Annotated in this window: 15 protein-coding genes; 8 read left to right on the top strand and 7 right to left on the bottom strand. The window is 65.2% G+C overall.

The genetic code is table 11. From position 1 onward, the window contains the following. Positions 1-6: 6 nt before the first annotated feature. A complete protein-coding gene (gene malQ / locus RPC_RS18440; protein ID WP_011474094.1) occupies positions 7-1,977 on the bottom strand; it encodes a 4-alpha-glucanotransferase in 1,971 nt (656 codons plus the stop codon). 165 nt (positions 1,978-2,142) lie between these two features. Here malQ and RPC_RS18445 point away from each other — a divergent pair, with 165 nt between their 5' ends. The 5 genes from RPC_RS18445 (at position 2,143) to treY (ending at position 14,733) form a co-directional block, all read left to right on the top strand. Beyond that, the gene (locus RPC_RS18445) at positions 2,143-4,122 is read left to right on the top strand and encodes an alpha-1,4-glucan--maltose-1-phosphate maltosyltransferase (RefSeq protein WP_011474095.1); all 1,980 of its coding nucleotides are present in this window, start codon (positions 2,143-2,145) and stop codon (positions 4,120-4,122) included. Positions 4,123-4,133: 11 nt separating this feature from the next. Next, on the top strand, positions 4,134-7,433 hold the full coding sequence (gene treS, locus RPC_RS18450) for a maltose alpha-D-glucosyltransferase (protein ID WP_011474096.1): 3,300 nt from the start codon (positions 4,134-4,136) through the stop codon (positions 7,431-7,433). After that, positions 7,430-9,580 (top strand): 1,4-alpha-glucan branching protein GlgB, encoded by a 2,151-nt coding sequence (gene glgB / locus RPC_RS18455; RefSeq protein WP_011474097.1) that lies wholly within the window; start codon positions 7,430-7,432, stop codon positions 9,578-9,580. Before treS ends, glgB begins: the two co-directional genes overlap by 4 nt. 2 nt (positions 9,581-9,582) lie before the next feature. Continuing rightward, on the top strand, positions 9,583-11,661 hold the full coding sequence (gene glgX, locus RPC_RS18460; protein WP_011474098.1) for a glycogen debranching protein GlgX: 2,079 nt from the start codon (positions 9,583-9,585) through the stop codon (positions 11,659-11,661). A 291-nt stretch (positions 11,662-11,952) separates the two neighbouring features. Next, entirely contained in the window at positions 11,953-14,733 is a 2,781-nt protein-coding gene (gene treY, locus RPC_RS18465) for a malto-oligosyltrehalose synthase (RefSeq protein ID WP_011474099.1), read from the top strand. A 393-nt stretch (positions 14,734-15,126) separates the two neighbouring features. On the opposite strand, the gene RPC_RS18470 is transcribed toward treY, so the two are convergent. After that, on the bottom strand, positions 15,127-15,438 hold the full coding sequence (locus tag RPC_RS18470; protein ID WP_011474100.1) for a polyhydroxyalkanoic acid system family protein: 312 nt from the start codon (positions 15,436-15,438) through the stop codon (positions 15,127-15,129). 180 nt (positions 15,439-15,618) lie between these two features. Between RPC_RS18470 and RPC_RS25635 the strand changes: the two genes are divergently transcribed. Continuing rightward, the gene (locus RPC_RS25635; RefSeq protein ID WP_011474101.1) at positions 15,619-15,783 is read left to right on the top strand and encodes a DUF3309 family protein; all 165 of its coding nucleotides are present in this window, start codon (positions 15,619-15,621) and stop codon (positions 15,781-15,783) included. Positions 15,784-15,800: 17 nt separating this feature from the next. On the opposite strand, the gene ligD is transcribed toward RPC_RS25635, so the two are convergent. Next, the gene (gene ligD / locus RPC_RS18475) at positions 15,801-18,563 is read right to left on the bottom strand and encodes a DNA ligase D (RefSeq protein WP_049766131.1); all 2,763 of its coding nucleotides are present in this window, start codon (positions 18,561-18,563) and stop codon (positions 15,801-15,803) included. A 93-nt stretch (positions 18,564-18,656) separates the two neighbouring features. On the opposite strand from ligD, the gene RPC_RS18480 reads away from it, so the two are divergent. Next, positions 18,657-19,532 (top strand): Ku protein, encoded by an 876-nt coding sequence (locus RPC_RS18480; RefSeq protein WP_011474103.1) that lies wholly within the window; start codon positions 18,657-18,659, stop codon positions 19,530-19,532. Positions 19,533-19,908: 376 nt separating this feature from the next. Here the strand turns inward: RPC_RS18480 and RPC_RS18485 are convergent, their stop codons facing one another. Beyond that, on the bottom strand, positions 19,909-20,253 hold the full coding sequence (locus RPC_RS18485; RefSeq protein ID WP_011474104.1) for a DUF6496 domain-containing protein: 345 nt from the start codon (positions 20,251-20,253) through the stop codon (positions 19,909-19,911). Positions 20,254-20,317: 64 nt separating this feature from the next. Further along, positions 20,318-20,560 (bottom strand): sulfurtransferase TusA family protein, encoded by a 243-nt coding sequence (locus RPC_RS18490; RefSeq protein WP_011474105.1) that lies wholly within the window; start codon positions 20,558-20,560, stop codon positions 20,318-20,320. An 80-nt stretch (positions 20,561-20,640) separates the two neighbouring features. Between RPC_RS18490 and mobA the strand changes: the two genes are divergently transcribed. Beyond that, complete coding sequence (mobA, locus tag RPC_RS18495) at positions 20,641-21,279, top strand: molybdenum cofactor guanylyltransferase MobA (protein WP_011474106.1); 639 nt, start codon at positions 20,641-20,643, stop codon at positions 21,277-21,279. Between the two features lie 99 nt (positions 21,280-21,378). Here mobA and RPC_RS18500 read toward each other — a convergent pair whose 3' ends face one another. Beyond that, a complete protein-coding gene (locus tag RPC_RS18500) occupies positions 21,379-22,104 on the bottom strand; it encodes an urease accessory protein UreF (protein ID WP_011474107.1) in 726 nt (241 codons plus the stop codon). Continuing rightward, positions 22,085-22,720 (bottom strand): urease accessory protein UreE, encoded by a 636-nt coding sequence (locus RPC_RS18505; RefSeq protein ID WP_011474108.1) that lies wholly within the window; start codon positions 22,718-22,720, stop codon positions 22,085-22,087. Before RPC_RS18505 ends, RPC_RS18500 begins: the two co-directional genes overlap by 20 nt. Positions 22,721-22,804: the final 84 nt, after the last annotated feature.

Genomic DNA, 22,804 nt, shown 5'->3' on the forward strand with positions numbered 1-22,804 from the left:
AGGCTGTCACCGCTGTTGGCCGCGCCCGGATGTGGCATCCTGTAACGCCGGCTGATCGATCGCCGCCACGATCTCTTCCAGCGCCACCGGCAGGCGGCGGCGCCAATTCGGATGCTGGTCGACGGTACCGGGAATATTAGGCTGATCGGTGACCTTCAACAGGTCCTCCAGCGAAATCGCCAGCAGCCGCGAATTGGTCCGGGTCAGAAATTTGGTGACGGCGTAGAAATCGTCGCGCTCGATCGCCTGATGCCGCAGCATGTCGCCGAGCATGCCCAAGGCGTGCCAGCGCGCATCGTCGGACTCGCCGGGGTCGATGCCGATCGAGCGTTTGAACTGCAGATCGGCGAAGGCACGCCAGCCGGCGAAGGTCGCGAGATCATGAGTGTTGAAGGTCACCAGCGCGTTGGCCGGGTAAGCGTCGGGGCCGCGGAACGCGCCGTTGCCCTCGCGCTCGAAGATCATCACCCGATACGACCAGATGCCCCACGACGCCAGGCGGTCGCGGAAGCCGTCCGGCACGGTGCCGAGGTCCTCGCCGATCACCACGCAGCGGTTGGCGCAACTCTCCAGCGCGGTGACCGCGAGCAGCGCCTCGAACGGCATCTGCACATAGGCGCCGTTGTCGGCGCGGAAGCCGTGCGGCACCAGATAGAGTCGCTTTAGCCCGAGCACGTGATCCAGACGAATGGCGCCGGCGTAGCGCATCGATGCCCGCAGCATGGCGCGATACGGCTCAAAGCAGCGCGCTTCGAGCCCGGCGGCGTTGAAGCCGGCGAGGCCCCAATCCTGCCCGGCGGTGTTCAGCGGGTCCGGCGGCGCGCCGACGCCGAGCTGCCGCGATATCGCCACCTGCTCGTTCCAGGCGTCGAAGCCGTCGCTCTGCACGCCCACCGCGACGTCGAGATACAGCCCGATGCTCATGCCGAGCCGTTTGGCGCTGTCGCGACAGCCGCGCAACTGCTCGTCGGCGCACCACTGCACGAATTCGATAAATTCGATCTCGCGGTCGTCCTCGCCGGCGCGCAAACTTTCGCATCGCTCGTCGTCAGGCTGCCGCCACTCCGCCGGCCACTCCCACCACGGCGTTTTAAATTTGTGACGCAACACCTCGAAACAGGCGAACCGCAACAGCAACGCGCCGCGCTCCTCGCGGAAGGCGGCGAAGGCGGCGGCACGGGCGCCGACCGGTTTTGCGCAAAACCGCCTGAAGGCCAGCCGCAGCGCGCGCCATTTCAAGCGGGCGACCGCGACGTAGTCGATGGTTTCGCCCTGCACCAGTTGGGCAATCAACCGCGCGATTGAATCCTGCAAGACGTCGGGCAGATCCGCCCGCGAAAATTCCGGCAATTGCTCGACGTCGATGTACAGCGCGTTGAGAAACTGCCGGCTGTTCGGCGAATACGGGCTGCAATCCGACGGCCGATCGTCGAACAGCGCGTGCAGCGGATTGAGCCCGACGCCGCCGGCGCCGAGCGAGGCTGCCAGATCGATCAGCCGCTCGAGATCGGTGAAATCGCCCATGCCCCAATTGCGGGCCGATCGCACGCCGTAGAGCTGCACCGCCAGGATCCAGCACCGCTCGAAGCTGCCCGCGTAAGCGGTGGGAGGCGCCACGATCAGCGGCGCCTCGTCCTGGCTCTGCGTCGCATCGGTGAGCTGCAGGCGGTAGCTGCCGATCGGCAGATCGGCCGGCCAGTGCAGCGTGCGTTCGGCGGTCTCGCCCTGGGCGATGACGTCGTCGGCGTTGCTGATCGCCCAACGCAGCGGCAGCGCCGCGCCGTCCGGCAGTTCGGTGCGCGCCTCTTCGCCGTTGCGGATCACCACCGGCCCTTGCAGCCAGCGCCGACGAAGTTGCACCGGCATGGCATCGAGAATGACCTGCAGCGCCGCCGCATCGGTCACGCGTCGGTGTCCCTGGCCGTCGTAGAATTCGGTCTGAATGCCGAGCGCGGTCGCTTGAGTGAAAAGATCCATTAGGCACGCTGTTTGCACGCGTCGCGGGGAGCGTCGCGAATCCGTCAAATTCAAGAACAGGATAGTCGTCCCCAACGCCGATGCGTAGAGTGAGTTCCGGGAACCATGCCCGTCATAGGGACTTTGTATAGAACCTGACCGTCCGTGCTCCTATTCCTCATTGGGATGGTTATCCTAGATATTGGCATCACCGTGAACAAAACAGCTCAAACCGTCCAAAGCGCCGCAGTCGGCGGGGCTTTTCATATCGAAGAGATTTTTCCGATCGTCGACGGCGGCCGCTACGCGGTCAAGCGCATCGTCGGCGAGCCGATTGCGATCTGGGCCGACGTGTTTCGCGACGGCCACGAGGTGATCGCCGCCGCCGTGGTGTGGCGGCGCGAGCAGGATCAGGACTGGCAACGTGCGCCGCTGCGCCACGACGTCAATGACCGCTGGGGCGGCGCGTTCGTGCCGGATCGGCCGGGACGCTACGTCTATGCGATCGAAGCCTGGACCGACGAATTCGCCACCTGGCGCCACGGCTTCGAATTGAAGCTGGCGGCAGGGCAAGACGTCACGCTGGACGCGCTGGAAGGCGCCGCGATGCTGACCAAGGCCCGCGCCAGCGGGCCGCATGCCGCCACCATCCAGCGCTATTGCCAGGCGTTTCTGGAAACCGGCGAGCCCGAGCCGCTGCTGGCGCCGGACCTGCGCGAGGCGATGGCCGACAGTCAGGCGCGGCCGGACCTGACCCGGTCGTTGCTGCTGCCGTTGATGATCGACCGGCCGCGGGCGCGCTCCGGCGCGTGGTACGAGATGGTGCCGCGCAGCCAGGGCAGCACGCCCGGCCAGCACGGCACCTTCCGCGACTGCATCACCCGGCTTCCGGACATCGCCGCGATGGGGTTCGACGTGCTGTATTTCACGCCGATCCACCCGATCGGCACCACCAACCGCAAGGGCCGCAACAATGCGCTGACCGCGCAGCCCGGCGATCCCGGCAGCCCCTATGCGATCGGCGCCGCGGAAGGCGGCCACGACGCGATCCATCCGGACCTCGGCACGCTGGCGGATTTCCGCGCCTTGCTCGCCGCCGGCAAGCTGGTCGGCATCGAGGTGGCACTCGACGTCGCCGTGCAGTGCTCGCCGGACCACCCCTGGCTGGCGCAGCATCCGGACTGGTTCAGGCGCCGTCCCGACGGCAGCATGCGCTATGCGGAGAACCCGCCGAAGAAATACGAAGACATCGTCAATCCGGATTTCTCCTGCGAGGACGCCGGCTCGCTGTGGAACGCGCTGCGCGACGTCGTGCTGTTCTGGGTCGAACAGGGCGTCAAGATCTTCCGCGTCGACAATCCGCACACCAAGCCGTTTCCGTTCTGGGAATGGCTGATCCACGAGGTGCAGCTCATCGATCCCGAGGTGATCTTCCTGGCCGAAGCGTTCACCCGGCCGAAGGTGATGCACGGCCTCGCCAAGCTCGGCTTCACCCAGTCCTACACCTATTTCACCTGGCGCACCCAGAAGTGGGAGATCGAGCAGTATCTCACCGAACTGACCTCGTATCCGGTGCACGACTATTATCGGCCGAACTTCTTCGTCAACACCCCGGACATCCTGCCCTATCACCTGCAGAGCGGCGAACCCTGGATGTTCAAATCGCGGCTGGCGCTGGCGGCGACGCTGTCCGGCAGCTACGGCATCTACAACGGCTTCGAATTGGTCGAGCACGAGCCGATCCCCGGCAAGGAGGAATATCTCAACTCCGAGAAATACGAAATCAAAGTGCGCGATTGGGACCAGCCCGGCAACATCAAGCCTTATATCCGCGACATCAACCGCGCGCGTCGCGCCAATGCCGCGCTGCTGCAGACCGGCAACCTGCGTTTCGTGTTCATCGAAGACGCCAATGTGATCGGCTTCGTCAAACAATCGGTCGACGGCTCGAATACCGTGGCGGTGGCGATCGCGCTGTCGCGCGATTATCACGAAGTCTGGTTTCCGTTGAATGACGTGCAGATCCAGACCGGGCACGGTCTGAGCCCGGTCGCGGCGCTGGAAAACCTGATCACCGGCGAGCGCGTGCCGTTGGAATGGGGCGGCGTCCGGCTGCGGATCGACCCCAACCGCGACCCCGCCTTGCTGTTTCGCTGCCTAGCCTGAAGGGCTTGTCCATGAATATCATGCCCTCGATCGAGCCCAACGGCTCGCAGTCCAGCGTCGAGACCGACGAATTGTGGTACAAAGACGCCATCATCTATCAGCTGCACGTCAAGGCGTTTGCCGACAGCAACAATGACGGCATCGGCGATTTCGCCGGCCTGACCGAAAAGCTGGACTATCTGCAGGAGCTCGGCGTCACCGCGCTGTGGCTGATGCCGTTCTATCCGTCGCCCGGCCGCGACGACGGCTACGACATCGCCGATTACGGCGCGGTCAGCCCCGACTACGGCACCATGAAGGATTTCCGCCGCTTCATCGTCGAGGCGAAGAAGCGCGGGCTGCGCGTCATCACCGAATTGGTCATCAACCACACCTCGGATCAGCACGACTGGTTCAAACGCGCCCGCCGCAGCCCGAAGGACTCGAGCGCGCGGGACTGGTACGTCTGGAGCGACACCGACCAGAAATATGCCGGCACCCGCATCATCTTCACCGACACCGAGAAGTCGAACTGGTCGTGGGACCCCGAGGCCAAGGCGTATTATTGGCACCGCTTCTTCTCGCACCAGCCGGATCTGAACTTCGACAACCCGCGGGTGGTGTCCGCGGTGATCCAGGTGATGAAGCGCTGGCTCGACACCGGGGTCGACGGCTTCCGGCTCGACGCCATCCCCTATCTGTGCGAGCGCGACGGCACCAACAACGAGAACCTCCCGGAGACCCACGCGGTCATCAAGACGTTGCGCGCCGAACTCGACGCCTATGCCAAGGGCAAGGTGCTGCTCGCCGAGGCCAACCAGTGGCCGGAGGACGTCCAGCAATATTTCGGCCAGGGCGACGAATGCCACATGGCCTATCATTTCCCGCTGATGCCCCGAATCTACATGGCGCTGGCGCAGGAAGACCGCTTTCCGATCACCGACATCCTGCGGCAGACCCCGGACATCCCGGCGAATTGCCAATGGGCGATGTTCCTGCGCAACCATGACGAACTGACGCTGGAAATGGTCACCGATGTCGAGCGCGATTATCTGTGGTCGACCTATGCCAACGACCCGCGGGCGCGGATCAATGTCGGCATCCGCAGGCGCCTTGCGCCATTGATGGACAACGACCGCCGCAAGATCGAACTGATGAATTCGCTGCTGCTGTCGTTTCCCGGCACGCCGATCATCTATTACGGCGACGAAATCGGGATGGGCGACAACATCTATCTCGGCGACCGCAACGGCGTGCGCACCCCGATGCAGTGGACGCCCGACCGCAACGGCGGCTTCTCCCGCGCCGATCCCGCACGGCTCTATGCGCCGACCATCATGGACCCGGTGTACGGCTACGAGGCGGTCAACGTCGAAGCGCAGTCGCGCAGCCTGTCGTCGCTGCTCAGCGCCACCAAGCGGCTGATCTCGGTGCGCAAGTCGACGCCGGCGTTCGGCCGCGGCACCATGAGTTTCATCCGGCCGTCGAACCGCGCGGTGTTGGCCTATGTCCGGCAATACGAGGACGAAGTGATTCTCTGCGTCGCCAATCTGTCACGCTCCGCGCAGGCCACCGAACTCGATCTGTCGGCCTGGAAAGACCGGATCCCGCAGGAAATGCTGGGACGAACCCGGTTTCCGGCGATCGGCGAACTGCCCTACATGATCACGCTGGCGCCCTACGGGTTCTATTGGTTCCGGCTGTGCGAGCGCGACGCCTCGCAGCATCCGGCGCCCTCCGTGGTGCCGGAATTCGAGACCCTGGTGGTGCCGCTCGGCGCCACCTGGATGACGCTCGGCCGCACCCGCGGCGTGTTCGAGCGCGACGTGCTGCCGGCGCATCTGGCGCGCACCCGGTGGTATCCCGAACGCTCGGCGCGGGCGATCCATCCGCGGCTGACCTCGGCGATCCCGTTCTGCATCGAGGGCGACAACCGGCCCTGGCTGGCGTTCTTCGAAGCCACCCAGCGCGGGGTGACCTCGCGTTACGTGCTGCCGATGCAGATCGCCTGGGTGCGGTTCGATCGCGAACGCTTCAATCCGCGCGCCTTCGCCGCGGTGCGCCAGGGCGCCCGCGAAGGCACCCTGCTCGACGTCGCCTCCGATCCCGACTTCGTGACGCTGCTGTTGCAGAATCTGCGGGCGTCGCTGACCGTCGAAGAGCAAGGCGTGCGGCTGGTGTTCCGGCCGACCGCGCGGTTCGCCGAGAAGCCGGACAAGCCGTTGCAGAACATTCGCGCCGTCGAAACCGAGCAGTCCAACAGCACCACGCTGGTCGATGGCGATTATGTGGTGAAACTCTATCGCCGGCTGGAGACCGGGATCAATCCCGAGATCGAGATGGGCCGCTTCCTGACCGACGTCGCCGGCTTCGCCAACACCCCGGCGCTGATGGGCAGCGTCGAACTGATCGAGGGCGACGCCACCAGCGCGGTGGCGGTGGTGCACGCCTTCGTCGGCAACCAGGGCGACGGCTGGACCGTGACCCAGGCCTATCTCGACCGCTTCGTCGACGAGCAGCGGCTGCTGACGACCGCCGAGCAGCCCGGCGAGAGCGACGAACAGGTGCCATATCTGCGCTACATGTCGCAAACCGGTAAACGCGTCGCAGAGATGCATGTCGCGCTGGCCGCGCATCCGGAAGAGCCGGAGTTCGCTCCCGAACCGATCACCGCCGAGCAAGTGCAGGGCTGGGTCGACAGCGTCACCGGCTACGCCGAACGGGTGATCGACGACTTGAAGCGGCGGCGCGATCAGCTCAAGGAGGGCGATCGCCGGCTGGTCGACCAATTGGCGGCGCTGCGCGAATCGATCCGCGAACGGCTGCGCAGCCTGCTGCACGAAGACGGCGGCGGCCTCAACATCCGCCACCACGGCGATTTTCATCTCGGCCAGATGCTGATCGTCAAGGACGACATCTCGATCATCGACTTCGAAGGCGAGCCGCGGCGCAGCCAGGCCGAACGACGCCGCAAGGCGCCGGCGGCGCGCGACGTCGCCGGATTGATCCGTTCGATTGACTATTCGGCCACCGCGGCGTTGGATCGCGCGCTGAAAGCCGCCCCGGACGAGCAGGGCAAGCTTGCCTCCGCGCTCGAAGCGTGGCGTAACCGGTCGACCGCCGCGTTTCTCACGGCCTACCGCGAGTCCATGACCGATACCCGGTTATGGCCTGGTCATCCTGATGCAGCCGGTGGGATTCTCGATTTCTTCCTGCTAGAAAAAGCCTTCTACGAAATCGAATACGAACTCGCCCACCGCCCCGATTGGCTCCGCGTCCCGCTTGCCGGCGTCATTCGAATTTTGTCCCAGCGTTCCCAGGAGGTCACATGATTGCGAATCTGCCCGAGGAGGCATACGCGATTGTGGAAGGCCGCCACGCCGACCCGTTCCGCTATCTCGGCCCGCATCAGGAGAATGACCGCACCGTGGTGCGGGCGTTCCTGCCGGAGGCTTCGATGGTCGACGCCGTCGACGAGCATGGCGGTACCGCAACGTTGGAGCGCGTCCACGACGCGGGCCTGTTCGTCGGTCTATTGCCGAACGGTTCGGGTCGCTACCAATTGCGCGCCCGGTTCGGCGAGACCACGGTCGATCTCGACGATCCCTACCGGTTTCCGCCGATCCTGACCGACTTCGACCTCTATCTGCTCGGCGAAGGCACCCACCAGCGGCTTTATGACAAGCTCGGCGCCCATCCGCTGACGCTCGACGGCGTCGACGGCATCGCCTTCGTGGTGCTGGCGCCGAACGCGCAGCGCGTCAGCGTGGTCGGCGATTTCAATTTCTGGAATCCGCGGCGGCATCCGATGCGGGTGCGCGGCAGCGGTTATTGGGAGCTGTTCGTGCCGCGCGCGCTGGCCGGCGACCATTACAAATTCGACATCATCGGCCCGCACGGCCAGCAGCTGCCGTTGAAGTCGGACCCGCTGGCGTTCGCCGCCGAGATGCGCCCCGATACCGCCTCGGTCGTGGTCGATCCGGCGCGGCTGTCACATCCGCGCCCGGCGCCGCCGGCGATCAACGCGCTGACCTCGCCGATGTCGATCTACGAGGTGCATCTGGGCTCCTGGCGGCGCAAGGACGACAATCAGTGGCTGAGCTATCGCGAGCTCGCCGAGGTGCTGCCGGCCTATGTTCGCGATCTCGGCTTCACCCACGTCGAATTCCTGCCGGTCAACGAACATCCGTTCGACGGCTCCTGGGGCTACCAGCCGACCGGGCTGTTCGCGCCCACCAGCCGGTTCGGCACGCCGGAGGATTTCATCGCGCTGATCGACGCCTGCCATCGCGAGAACATCGGCGTGCTGCTGGATTGGGTGCCGGGACATTTCCCCGACGATCCGCACGGCCTGGCGAATTTCGACGGCACCGCACTCTATGAACACGCCAACCCGTTGCAGGGCCGGCACATGGATTGGGGCACGCTGATCTATAATTACGGCCGCACCGAAGTGGTGAACTTCCTGGTCTCCAATGCGCTGTTCTGGCTGGAGCGCTACGCCGTCGACGGGCTGCGCGTCGATGCGGTGGCCTCGATGCTGTATCTCGACTACAGCCGGCCGGCCGGCGGCTGGATCCCGAACAAATTCGGCGGCCGCGAAAATCTCGAGGCGATCGATTTTCTGCGCCGCTTCAACACCGAGGTCTATGCGAAATTCCCCCACGCCACCACCGCGGCGGAAGAATCCACCGCCTGGCCGCAGGTGTCGCGGCCGGTCGAATATGGCGGCCTGGGCTTCGGCTACAAGTGGAACATGGGCTGGATGCACGACACGCTGGACTACATCAGCAAAGATCCGATCTACCGCAAGCATCACCACGGCGAGATCCTGTTCGGCCTGCAATACGCCTTCTCGGAAAACTTCATCCTGCCGCTGTCGCACGACGAAGTGGTGCACGGCAAACGCTCGCTGATCGGGCGGATGCCCGGCGATGCCTGGCAGCGGTTCGCCAATTTGCGCGCCTATTATTCCTTCATGTTCGCGCATCCGGGCAAGAAGCTGATGTTCATGGGCTGCGAATTCGCCCAGGAGCGGGAGTGGAATCACGACCGTTCGCTGGACTGGCATCTGCTCGAACAGCCTGAGCATCAGGGCATCCAGGCGCTGATCCGCGACCTCAACGGGCTGTACCGCCGGCTGCCGGCGCTGCATCAGCTGGATTGCGACGGCTACGGTTTCGAGTGGATCGTCACCGACGACGCCGACCGCAACGTGTTCGCCTGGATCCGCAAGGGTAACGACGCCCGGGCGCGCTGCCTGGTGGTGGCGAATTTCTCGCCGAGCGTGTACCACGACTATCGCGTCCGGGTGCCGTTCCCGGGCAAATGGCGCGAGGTGCTGAATTCAGACTCCGCGCATTACGGCGGCAGCAATGTCGGCAACATCGGCGAGGTGCAGACGCTGGATCAATTGGTCCCCGAGCTCAGCCTCTCGCTTCCGCCGCTCGGCGTCATCTTTCTCACACCGGAAGATTGACCGTGCGGTTATCGGCCGGCACGTCCTCCCGTCTCGGCGCAAGCTGGGATGGCCGAGGCACCAACTTCGCATTGTTCTCCGCGAACGCAGAGAAGGTCGAGCTGTGTCTGTTCGACACTCAGGGCCGGCGCGAGATCGAACGGATCACGCTGCCTGAAAAGACCGAAGACGTCTGGCACGGCTATCTGAACGACGTCTCTCCGGGTCAGTTGTACGGCTATCGCGTGACCGGCCCCTATGAGCCGGAGCGCGGCCACCGCTTCAACGCCCACAAATTGCTGCTCGACCCCTACGCCAAACGGCTGTTCGGACGCCTGGTCTGGAGCGACGCGCATTTCGCCTACCGCCCGGGCAGTCCGCGCGAGGATCTGTCGTTCGACCGCCGCGACAACGCGCGCGGCGTGCCGAAGGCGGTCGTGATCGACGAAACTTTCCACTTGGGCCGCCACGACACCCGGCCGCTGATCCGTTGGGAAGACACCATCATCTACGAGGCCCATGTCAAAGGCCTGACGCAGACCCATCCCGACGTGCCGCCGCATCTGCGCGGCAGCTACAGTGCGCTGTCGTCGCAGCCGATGATCGACCATTTCAAGCGGCTCGGCGTCACCACCATCGAGTTGCTGCCGATCCACGGCCTGGTCGACGACCGCACGCTGATCGAGAAGAAGCTGACGAACTACTGGGGCTACAACACGCTGTCGTTCTTTGCCGCCGAACAGCGCTACACCCAGGACCACCCGCTCGACGCGTTCCGCACCACGGTGGCGCGACTGCACGACGCCGGCATCGAGGTCATTCTCGACGTGGTTTACAACCACACCGCCGAGGGCAATCACCTCGGTCCCACGCTGTCGTTCCGCGGCATCGACAACGCCTCGTACTACTGGCTGAAGCCGGAGAATCCGCGGTTCTACGACGACTTCACCGGCTGCGGCAGTTCGGTCAATCTGACCCATCCGCGGGTGTTGCAGATGGTGATGGATAGCCTGCGCTACTGGGTCGAGACCTGCCACGTCGACGGCTTCCGCTTCGATCTGGCGACCACGCTGGCGCGCGGGCCGCGCGGCTACGATCGCAACGCCGGATTCTTCACCGCGATCCGCCAGGACCCGGTGCTGGCTTCGGTGAAGATGATCGCCGAGCCGTGGGACCTCGGCATGGGCGGCTATCAGGTTGGCGCGTTTCCCTCGCAATGGTCGGAATGGAACGACCGCTACCGCAGCGCGATGCGACGCTATTGGGGCGGCGAAGGCAGCCTGACCGGCGAAGTATCGCGGCGCATGACCGGCTCCTCCGACGTGTTCAACCATGACGGCCGCCGGCCCCGCGCCAGCATCAACCACGTCACGGTGCACGACGGCTTCACCCTCGCCGACCTCTACAGCTACAACGTCAAGCACAACAAGGCCAACGGCGAGGACAATCGCGACGGCTCCAACGACAACCTCAGCAACAATTGCGGCCACGAAGGCCCGAGCCCGGATCCGGCGATCCGGGCGCTGCGGCTGCAGTTGCGCAAAAACCAACTGGCCTGCCTGATGCTAGCGCAGGGCGTGCCGTTGCTGCTCGCCGGCGACGAGGTCGGCAACACCCAGCACGGCAACAACAACGCCTATTGCCAGGACAATGAAATCGGCTGGGTCGGCTGGGAAGGGCTCGGCCAGACGAGCGACGACCTCACCGACTTCGTCGGCCAACTCACCACGCTGCGCAAGAACTTCCCGCAGATCCGCTCCAATCAGTGGCTGGACGGCCGCCGCGCCGACGGCTCTTACGGCGTGTTGTGGCTGACCCCCGGGGCCGACGAAATGACCCAGCAGGACTGGGCGTTTCCGGACGGCCGGTTTCTGGCTTACGTGCTCAGCCCCGCCGAACCGGGCTACGCGCCGTTGTTCATCGTGCTGAATTCGGCGCCCGCGGCGATCACCTTCAAATTCCCCAAGACCCCGGAATGGAAGGTCTGGCGGCAGGTGCTCAACACCACCGACGAGCGCGCGGTGATCGATCCGTGGCCGGCCGGCGGCGAGACGATCGCCCCGCCCCGCTCGGTGCTGGCCTTCGCCGGCGCATCGGCTTGAGCGGCTGATTGAATCCACTTGGCCTTTCTACGCCAGTGGTGTCTCAGAAATGAGTCGCCCTCTCCGCGTCATGGCCGGGCTTGTCCCGGCCATCCACGGAAACATCAATGGCCTCGCTTGTGGGCGTGGATGGCCGGGACAAGCCCGGCCATGACGTGTTGTACCTGAGTGCCACACCTGTCCGCCGCATTGCGACCCCGCTCTGTGAAACGCGGCGGAACCAAACTCCCGCGCTGCGATTTGCTTGGATGATCCGCCGTCGGCGGTAACCTGCCGCTGCGAAGAGACCTCATGCCGCCTGCCATTCCGACCGCGACCTATCGCGTGCAATTGACCGCCGATTTCGGCTTCGACGATGCCGCCGCCATCGTCCCCTATCTGAAGTCGCTGGGCATCACCCACCTGTATGCGTCGCCGTTCCTGAAAGCCCGCAAGGGCTCTAGCCACGGCTACGACATCGTCGACCACACCAAGATCAATCCTGAACTCGGCGGCGAGGACGGCTTCGAGCGGCTGTCCGCAACGCTGAAACAACATGATCTCGGCCTGATCCTGGACTTCGTGCCCAACCATGTCGGGGTGCATTTCGCCGACAACCCGTGGTGGCTCGACGTGTTGGAATGGGGACCGGCGTCGCCGCACGCCGCTTCGTTCGACATCGATTGGGATATCCTGCCGCATCGGCCGCGCGGCGGCGTGCTGTTGCCGATCATCGGCTCGTCCTACGGCGAGGCGCTGGAGCGCGGCGAGATCGAGCTGCGCTACGACGCCGAGAGCGGCAGTCTGTCGGCCTGGTACTTCGAGCATCGGCTGCCGATCGCACCGCAGCGCTATGGCGAAGTGCTGCGCAACGTGGTGAAGGCGGCCGAGGCCGAGCAGCAACCGGGCGGCCGCGCCATCCTCGAACTCGTGCAACGCTCCCCGGTGCCGCGCCAGCCGGACCGCGCCGCGGCGCCGGCGTTCAAGGACGCGTTGAAACGCATTCCCGGCAGCGCCGCGATCATCGCGCGCGGCTTAGAGGCCTATCGCGCTGGCCAGGATCGCCCGGCGCAGACCCAGATGCTGCACCTGTTGCTGGAACGCCAGCACTACAAGCTCGGGCATTGGCGACTGGCGTCCAGCGAAATCAACTACCGGCGGTTCTTCGACGTCAACAGCCTGGCCGGGCTGCGGGTCGAGGACGCCGGCACCTTCGAGGCGATCCACCAGCTAGTGCGGCGGCTGATCGCCGAAGACAAGCTGCAGGGCCTGCGGCTCGACCATATCGACGGGCTGCGCGACCCCGCGCAATATTTCCAGCGGCTGCGCCGGCTGCTGCGCGAGGCGCGGGGTGACACCGCACAGCCGTTCTACATGCTGATCGAAAAGATCCTCGGCGAGGACGAGAGCCTGCGCCGCTTCACCGGGGTGCACGGCACCACCGGCTACGAGTGGATGAACGTGATCACGCAGGTGCTGGTCGACGGCGCCGGGCTTGCCGCATTGGACGAGGTGTGGCGCCAGGTCAGCAACACGCCGCCGAAATTCGCCCCGGTGTTGAAAGAGGCCAAGCGGCGGGTGCTGGAAACCCTGCTGCTCAGCGAATTCACCGTGTTGTCGCGGTTGTTGGCGCGGATCGCCGCCGGGCATTACTCGACGCGGGATTTTTCCGCCGACAATCTGCGGCAGATCCTGGAACTCTATGTGCTGCACTTCCCGGTCTATCGCACTTATCTGACCGCCGCGGGGCCGACCGCGCTCGACCGCGAACTGATCGCGCAGACCATCGAAAAGGCCCGCGCCGAATGGTTCAACGCCGACGAGGGGATTTTCGATTTTCTGCGCGACGTGCTGACGCTGGATCTGATCAAGCCCGGCCGCGCCGCGCATTCCAAGCCGCGGGTGCGCCGCTTCGCGCTGAAGCTGCAGCAATTCACCGGCCCGACCATGGCGAAGTCGCTGGAGGATACCGCGTTCTATCGCTATCACCGGCTGCTGGCGCTGAACGAGGTCGGCGGCGATCCGTCCGCTGACGCGATGTCGATCGACAGCTTCCACGAAACCATGCGCAAGCGCGCGATCGACTGGCCGCACGGCATGACGGCGACCGCCACCCACGACACCAAACGCGGCGAGGACGCCCGCGCGCGGCTGTTGGCGCTGGCGGAAATCCCCGGCGAATGGTCGGCCTTGGTGGCGAAATGGAAGATGCTGAACGCGCCGCATCTCGTCATCAAGGGCGACGCCCGAACCCCGTCGGCGCCGTTCGAATACATGCTGTATCAGGCGCTGGTCGGCGCCTGGCCGCTCGACGGCGATCCGGCCTTTCTCGACCGCATGCAGGCCTATGCGCTGAAGGCGGCGCGCGAGGGCAAGCAGGAAACCAGCTGGCTCAATCCCAACCTGGATTACGAGGAAGGCGTCAACGGATTCCTGGCGCGGATCCTCGATCCCGCCGTCGCCGGCGACTTCATCGCCCAGATGCAGACGCTGGTGCAACGCGTGGCGTTGCTCGGCGCGCTGAACTCGCTGAGCCAGGTGACGCTGAAGGCGATGCTGCCGGGCGTGCCGGATTTCTATCAGGGCACCGAGATGTGGGATACATCGCTGGTCGATCCGGACAACCGGCGAGCGGTGGACTTTGCCGCGCGCAGCACGGCGCTGCACGGCCTCGAGCAGCCGGATTGGACCGACCTCGCCGCGAACTGGCAGGACGGCCGCATCAAGCTGGCCTGGACACGGCAGCTGTTGAAGCTGCGCGCCGAAAAGCCCGAACTGTTTCTCAACGGCAGCTACGAGCCGTTGCCGGTCACCGGGCCGCACGCCGACCGGGTGATCGCCTTCGCCCGGCGCCATGAACGCGACGCGGTGATCGTCGTGGTGGCAAAAGCGATGGCCGCGGCGACGAAGGACGGCCGCCGCTGGCCGGCGCCCGATGCCTTCGAAGGAACGGTGGTGGCCGAACATTACGAGGTCGATGGCGCCCCGCTGCAGCTCGCCGAACTGTTCGCGCAGATGCCGGTGGCGGTGCGTCCCGCGCGCTTCAAAGGCACGTTGAGCGCCACCCGGCTGCGCGCCACGCGCAAAGGCTGACATCGCCGCCGCTCGGCGCAAACGCCAAAGGCCGCCCGGGATCGAGGCCGGGCGGCCTGGCGGAGTTCGTGCCGAACGCGCAGTTCGGTTCCCTGCTCCGCCGCCTTAGGCTGGCGAATTCGGCTTAACGAAAGCCTAATTTTCGCCGCTTCGCGGGTTCGGACGATTACTTGGGACGATTACTTGTCTCAGAGAATTCTCAATTGGGCGGGTGCGGATCCAACTAATTTTCCGTCGTCATTCCGGATTGCGAGTTCGTCAGAACGAGCAAGTCCGGAATCCATAACCCCTGCGGTGGTTATGGATTCCGGGCTCACTCGCAGCTGAAGCTGCTCGTGCCCCGGAATGACGACGCGAAAGTGTGAAGCGCCGGCGACCCAAAGCGGTGTTTGTTCAGCGCTTCTTCTCCAGCAGCAAATGACCGCGCTGCTTGATCGCGGCCTGCGCCACTTCGGCGAATTTCTGCAGCAGCCACGGCAGCACCACCTCGAGCCGGACGTGATCGTCGGCGATGTCGACGTGGCCGGCCGCGGCTTGCCCCAGCGCGCGGACCCGGAAGATCATGCGGTCGCCCTCCCAACGCTCTTCGTCGACCTTGAGCACCGGAACGTTGGTAGCAGCGCGGGTCAGGCCGCTCTGCAGCCGGCGCCGCGCTTCCTCGCGGCCGAGCTGATGCGGGATCGAAACGACGAGCGGTGCTGACATGGGCGGTTATCTCCTCCGGCGATGACTACTCATGTAGGCCGCCGGCCCGGAAAAAACAGAGGCGCGCGGTAAAGGGAGGTGGAGCTTACGGTTCAATCCGCGGAACCTTCGATGCAGACGGACGTTTCCGACTGGTAGCGGCGGGGCATTGGTGCGGACCGTCGGGTTGAGGAGAATATCATGTCCATCGGAACAATCATCCTGATCATCCTGGTGATCGCGCTGCTCGGCGGCTTCAGCGGCGTCGGCGGCGGTCCGTTCTACGGCACCGGCTATTACGGCGGCGGCGGTCTCGGCCTGATCATCGTGATTCTGCTGATCCTGTTGCTGCTCGGCAAACTCTAAGCGCCCAGCGCTCAGCGCTACGTCGTTCCGCTGGAGGCCAGCCGCTTGATGGCAGCCTTCAGCGGGGTGGCCGCTTCGTCGTAACCCGCCCAGGCTTTGGATTTCGCCAACAACCCGGGCACCGTGCGCAACGTGAATCGCTTCGGATCGAGATCGCCCTTCACCTGCGGCCAAGTCAACGGCATCGACACCGTGGCGCCGTCGCGCGCCCGCGGCGACAACACCGCCACCGCGGTCGCCATGCGGTCGTTGCGCAGATAGTCCAGGAAGATCTTTCCCTCGCGCAGCTTCTTCGACATGTTGAGCAAATAGCGCTCGGGGCTATCCTCGGCCATCTGCCGGCACACCGCCTGGGCGAACGCCTTGGCCTGTTTCCAGTCGACATTGTCTTTCGACTTTGAGAGCGGCGTCACCACATGCAGCCCCTTGCCGCCGGTGGTCTTGCAGAAACTCTCCAGGCCCAACGCGGTCAAGCGTTCGCGCATCTCGCGCGCCGCGGCCACCACGTCGGAAAACGCCACGTCAGGCGCCGGATCGAGGTCGAACACGAAACGGCCGGGGACGTCGGGGGCATCCGGCGCGCAATTCCAGGCGTGTAGCTCCAGCCCGCCGATCTGCGCCACCGCGGCGAGGCCCTCGACGCGGTCGACCTGCAGATACGGCTTGCGGTCGCCCGAGACCGAGACCAGCTCCAGCAGGTTCGAGGTGCCGGGCATGGCGTGGCGCTGGAAGAACTGTTCGCCTTTGATGCCGTCCGGCGCCCGCACGATCGAGCACGGCCGGCCCTTGATGTGCGGCAGCATCCAATCGCCGACCGCCTCGAAGTAGCGCGCCAGATCGAGCTTGGTCACCGGCTCACCATCGCTGGCGTCGGGCCACAATTGCTTGTCGGGCTTGGAGATCAGCACGCCCATCACCTGCGCGGGATGGCCGGGCTTCGCCGCGGCGGGCTTCGACGCGGCTGGCTTTGCCGCGCCCGCCTTGGCTTTGCCGCCGCGCTTGCCGCGGCCCGGTTCGGCCACCGCGGTTTTCTTCGGCGTTTCCGCCTCGACCTCCTCGGCCGGCTTGTCCTGGCGCAGGCCCTTGAACGCCGCCTGGCGCACCATGCCGGCGCCGGTGAAGCCGGCGAATTCGATCTCCGCCACCAGCTCCGGCTTCAGCCAATGCACCTCTGCGGTCTTCTTCGGCGCGGTCTTGCCGCCGAACGGATTCTCGTTCGAGGCGTTCGCCTTCAGCGCCGGCATGATGCGCTTCACCATGACCTGACCAAAGCCGGTGCCGACGATGCCGACATAGGCCAGATGATCGTCGCGATGGACACCGACCATGAGCGAGCGGAATTTGCCGGCGTTGCTCTTCCAGCCGCCGATCACCACCTCGTGGCCGGCGCGGCACTTCGCCTTGGTCCAGCTCTCGCTGCGGCCGGAGCGATACGGCGCGTCGAGCTTCTTGGAGACGATGCCTTCCAGCGACATCTTGCAGGCCGATTGCAGGATCGCGTCGCCGCCGCTTTCGAAGTGCTCGACATAGCGGATCACGCTCTGCTTACGGCGGCCGCGCGCCTGCTCGAGCATCTCCTGAAGCCGCTGCTTGCGCTCGCTGAGCGGCAAGGCGCGCAGATCCTCGCCCTCGGCGAACAACAGATCGAACGCAAAGCAGATCAGATTGTCGGTGTTCTCGTCCGACAATGCGGCCTGCAAGGCGGCGAAATCCGGCGCGCCGGCGGCGTCGAGCGCGACGATCTCGGTGTCGATGATGGCATCCGGCAGCGCCGCGGCCTGGTCGGCGATGGCCCGGAATTTCCGCGTCCAGTCCAGCCCCTTGCGGGTCTTCAGCGTGGCCTGGCCGCCTTCGACGCGCAATTGCACGCGGTAGCCGTCGAACTTGATCTCGTGGCCCCAGCCCGCGCCGCCGGGCGGTCGCTCCACCGAGCTGCAGAGCTGCGGCGCGATGAAGTCCGGCATCGCGGCGACGGCCTTTGCCTTGGCGCGCTTGGCGGGTTTTGCCTTGGCCTGTTTCGCCTTGGCCTGTTTCGCCGGTCTTGACGCCGCGCGGCGCTTGGCTGGCGCTTCACGCTCGCCGCGTGCCTCGGCCGCAAGCCCGCGATTGGAATCCCACACCGCGTCGGCCTTGGCCCGCGCGGCTTTCACCATGAACGGCTTCGGCGCGCGGCCCTTGCCGGCAGCGATCTCCTCCATCGCGCGGCCCGACGCCACCGAGGCTTCCTGTGCGAGGATGTCGTTGGCGTCGCCTTCGCGGGCGTCGTCGTCGCGGTGCTTGATCAGCAGCCAGTTGGTACGCTTGCCGCCGCTGCGATCGTTGCGCATCCGCACCAAGACCCAGGAGCCGTGCAGCTTCTCGCCGTGCAGCGTGAATTTGAGGTCGCCGGTCTTGAAGCCGCGCTCTGGATCGTCGGCCTCCCAGTAACCGCGATCCCACAATTGCACCGTACCGCCGCCATACTGGCCCTCCGGAATGGTGCCTTCGAAATCGCCGTAGTCGAGCGGATGGTCCTCGACCTCGACCGCGAGCCGCTTGTCGTGCGGATCGAGCGACGGCCCGCGCGTCACCGCCCACGACTTGAACACGCCGTCGAATTCCAGCCGCAGATCGTAGTGCAGCCTTGTGGCATCGTGTTTCTGGATCACGAAGCGGCGACGCTGCGACGGCGCAACTTTCGCTTCGCCGCTCGGCTCCGCGGTCTTCTCGAAGTCGCGCTTCTTGCGATAGAGCTTGAGGTTGTCGAGCGTCACGGGAAATCCTCTGTGCGAGCGAGCCATTCAACAACTCGGAACCAAAACCCGCAATTGCGGTTGAAGTTCCGGCTTTGCAGCGACGCGCCCGCGTCGAGATAACCCCATGTTGGAGAGCTCATGGCCACCCCCCGCGCCTACTGGAAGGGTACGCTGAAGCTGTCGCTGGTGTCATGCCCGGTGGCGCTGTATCCGGCCTCGACCAGCGTCGAGAAGACCCGCTTCCACATGATCAACGCCGAGACCGGCAACCGGCTGAAGCAGCAGATGGTCGACGAGGAAACCGGCGACGTGGTGAAGAAAGACCAGAAGGCGCGCGGCTACGAGATCAGCAAAGGCAAGTTCGTCGAGATCGAGAAGGACGAACTCGACGCGGTGCAGATCGACAGCACCCACACCATCGAGATCGACAGCTTCGTTCCCGCCGCCGAAATCGAGAAACGCTATCTCAATCACCCCTACTACATCGTGCCTGACGGCAAGGCCGGGGTCGATGCCTTCGCGGTGATCCGCGACGCCATGAAGGACAAGGATCGCGTGGCGCTGGCGCGCATCGTGCTGACCAACCGCGAGCACGTCATCGCCATCGAGCCGTTCGGCAAGGGCCTGCTCGGCACCACGCTGCGCTACCCCTACGAACTCCGCGACGCCGACGACTACTTCGACGGCATCAAGAGCCCGAAGATCACCAAGGACATGATCGAACTCGCCTCGCACATCCTGGACAGCAAGGCGGCGCATTTCGATCCGTCGAAATTCAAGGACGACTACGAGACCGCGTTGAAGGCGCTGGTGAAGCGCAAGGCGTCCGGCAAGCCGTTGAAGGTCGCCGAGCGCGAAGAAAAGTCCGACAACGTCATCAGCCTGATGGACGCGTTGAAGCAGAGTTTGAAAGGCGGCAAGGCTGACACCGCACCCCGTCGCGCCCAGCCGGCGCGGCGTGGACGGGCGGCGAAGGCGCCGCGCGCGACGGCCCGACGCCGCAAGGCGAGCTGATTGGCGTGCGAGGGCGCAGCCCGAACGAATCCAGACTCTAGATCATTTTGGTTGGGATCGATGCGGTTCAAGGGGCCCCGGGCCGTCATTCCGGGGCACGAGCAGCTTCGCTGCGAGTGAGCCCGGAATCCATAACCACCGCAGGGAGTATGGATTCCGGACTTGCTCGTTCTTCGAACTCGCAATCCGGAATGACGACGACATTTTGGTTGGATGATTCAATCCCCGGAAAGTCTCTGGTACTCACCGCCCTGGGATACTGGATTCCGGGTTCGCTCGCAGCTGACGCTGCTCGTGCCCCGGACTGACGGCGGCATGTTTCGAAGCGTTGGCGCGGCTGTGGCGCACGCTCGGCGAAAGACTTTGCCGAGGTCTGCTATTTCGAGGCCCTAGCCTTCGACTTCTTGGCTTTGGATGTCTTGGCTTTGGATGTCTTAGCTTTGGATGTCTTGGCTTTGGACTTCTTGGCTTTGGACTTCTTGGCTTTGGACGTCTTGCTCTTGGACGTCTTGGCGCCGGACTTCTTCGAAGCCTTTTTCGCCGTCTTCTTCGACGGCACCTTGGCGCCGGCAGCGCGCGCCTCCGACAGGCCGATCGCGATCGCCTGCTTGCGGCTCTTCACCGTCTTGCCGGATCGGCCGCTCTTCAAAGTCCCGGCCTTGGTCTTCTTAACCGCGCGCTCGACTTTCGCTGCCGCCTTTTTGGAGTACTTCCGGGCCATCATGCGCTCCTGAGTTGTCCGGAATAATTTCCATCGCAACTGATGGTTCCGTGCGCAACGAAGCTCAGGTCGTCACGGTCGATTCGACCTTCTCGATCACGAACACGATGTGCTGGTCGCGGCGTTCACGGATTTCGACCCGATCACCGGTTTCGATCACCAGATTAGGAATGTCGATGACCGACAATGGATCGGTGCAGCAGACCTCCAGGAGGTCGCCGGCGCGCAATGACTTCAGCGCCTTACGGGTCCGCAAGGCGGGAAGCGGGCATTTCAGCCCTGTCAGATCGAGCATGGTTGTTGTCATGAAAAGACGATGGCGAAGAGCCGCGGCCGCGTCAATCGCCTTGGCCGTTCATCCAACGTAATGCTATCACCGGTACCGCAATGACACAGTCAGCCTTCGACATCTCGACGCCTCCCGCGGTAATTCTCGCCGGCGGATTGGCACGGCGGCTCGGCGGCGGCGACAAACCGCTGCGCAGCATCGGCGGGCGCAGCCTGCTGCACCGGGTGATTGCCAGGCTGGCGCCGCAATGCGATGGCCTCGTGCTCAATGCCAATGGCGATCCGGCGCGATTCGCCGGCTTCGGCCTCCCGGTGGTGGCCGACAGCGTAGCTGGTTTCGCCGGTCCGCTGGCGGGGGTGCTGGCCGGGCTGGACTGGGTCGCGGCCAACCGCCCGGAGATTCGGTGGCTGCTGAGCGCGCCGGCGGATTGTCCATTTCTGCCGCGCGATCTGGTGGCGCAGCTCCAGCACGCGCTAGGCGAACAACACGCGCAACTCGCGGTGGCGGCCTCCGGCGGCCGCTCGCACCCGGTGGTGGGGCTGTGGGACGTCGGTGAGCGCGAGCGGCTGCGCCACGCGCTGGCTGTCGAAGGCGTTCGCAAGGTCGGCGAATTTCTCGCGCGCTATCAGGTCGCCACCGTGGACTGGCCGACGCAACCGTTCGATGCATTCTTCAATGCCAACACCGGCGACGACCTCGCCGAAGCCGAAATCCTCGCTGCGCTCGATCGCGATTGATCGCGGAGCAGTCACTGCGGCGGCGGAACCCGACGCCAACAAGGCCGACCGCCGAAACCCGCCGCCGAACGAGAACGGCCGGATCTGAACTCATCCCGGTCACGAGCGAAACAGCCGGGTGTATTGCGCTTCGTGCTGCAGACTGGCGAGATCGGCACGGAACGTGGCGCCGCCGAGATCGTCGAGGCTTGCTATCAAAGCCCGGGCGCCGGTCGCGATCACCGCGGGCTCCAGCGCCGCGATCAGGCGCTGGCTGTCGGTCTGGCCGAGCGGAATGAGCCGCGCGCCGGCGGAAATCCAGTTCGACACCACGGCGTGCAAGAAGCCGTGCAGCGTCGCGGCGAGCGGCACGCCATGCGCGGCGCTGACGATACCGACCGCGACCGGGTACGCCGTCAGGCCGGCGCAATCCGCCACGGCGCGCTCCAGGCGGCCGTTGGCCCAGGCGGCGCGGGCGATCTCGACAAAGGCGCGGCCCTGCGCCGTGGTCTCCAGATGGCGCTCGCGCGACGATACGTAAGCGCAAGCCAGTTCGGCCAAGGACCGCAACGCATCATCGTCGTTGCTGATCACGGCGCGATGCGCGTGTGCCAGCAGCACCGCGTCGCAGAAGCCGGTGCCGTGGCTCAGCATCGCTGCCAACCACGCCTGCAGCGTCGGCGCGTCGACGACGTCGCCGGCCTCCACCGCCCATTCGATGCCGCTGGAATAGGAAAACGCGCCGACCGGAAACGCCGGCGACAACCAGGTCATCAATCGGTACAGCGCCGCAGCCTGCGCGGCGGACAGCGCCGCGTCGTCCTGGCTATTTGTGCTCGTGGCCATGGCCGTGGTGATCGTGGCCGCAATGCTCGTCGTGGACGTGGTGATCATCGTGCGCGGCATGGTCGTGATGCGCGTGATCGTGCTTGCCGTGGTCGTGCTGCGCATGCTTGCCGTGATCATGATCGTGGTGGGCGTGACTATCATGCGCGTGATCATGCCCGGCGTGATCGTGGCTGGGCTCCGCCGGCGGCGCGTAGGCGCCGCCTTCCGGATCGAACGGCGCCTCGATCTCGACGGTTTTCGCGCCGAGCCCTTGCACCATCTCCTCGATGACGTGATCGCGGCGGATCCGCAGCCCCTTGGCCATGATCTGCGTCGGCAGATGGCGGTTGCCGAGATGCCAGGCGATGCGCACCAATTCTTTCGGATCGCTGCCGCGGATTTCGATCAACGGTTCGGCGGCGGCCACCACCTCGACCAGCCGGCCGTCTTCCAGCACCAACGCGTCGCCGCCGCGCAGCGCCACCGCGTGTTCGAGGTCGAGCAAGAACTGCAATCCACGGGTGCCGACCATCGCGGTGCGCCGGCGATGGCGGTCGTCGAAATCCAGCACCACGGTGTCGGCGGCGGCCTCGCTCCAACGATGCTGGCCTTTGACGCTGGTTGCGCGGATCATGTTGTTCTCACAGTTCTCGACCTGATCGTCGCATGCGACGGCTGGATCATCGCGGTAGCTCCGCTTCGCCTGTCGCTTGCGGCC

The organism is Rhodopseudomonas palustris BisB18 (assembly GCF_000013745.1).
GTDB classification, from domain to species: domain Bacteria; phylum Pseudomonadota; class Alphaproteobacteria; order Rhizobiales; family Xanthobacteraceae; genus Rhodopseudomonas_A; species Rhodopseudomonas_A palustris_F.